Source organism: Citrobacter sp. Cf088 (genome assembly GCF_030334295.1).
GTDB lineage: Bacteria > Pseudomonadota > Gammaproteobacteria > Enterobacterales > Enterobacteriaceae > Citrobacter > Citrobacter freundii.
Map to the genome: position 1 here is coordinate 1 of NZ_JAOWEE010000028.1, position 218 is coordinate 218.

General features: G+C 52.8%; 2 tRNA genes. Both read right to left on the minus strand.

The window, feature by feature from the left end:
* Nucleotides 1–62 precede the first annotated feature (62 nt).
* A tRNA-Lys gene (locus tag OGV71_RS02045) sits at nt 63–138 on the minus strand.
* A gap of 4 nt (nt 139–142) precedes the next feature.
* Nucleotides 143–218: transfer RNA gene (locus tag OGV71_RS02050), tRNA-Val, on the minus strand.

Below are 218 nucleotides of genomic sequence, written 5' to 3' on the forward strand. Positions count from 1 at the left end.
GCAGGTTCGAATCTTACAAATCGCAGATAGCAAAAAGGCGCCTTTAGGGCGCCTTTTTACATTGGTGGGTCGTGCAGGATTCGAACCTGCGACCAATTGATTAAAAGTCAACTGCTCTACCAACTGAGCTAACGACCCGAAGTGGTGGGTGATGACGGGATCGAACCGCCGACCCCCTCCTTGTAAGGGAGGTGCTCTCCCAGCTGAGCTAATCACCC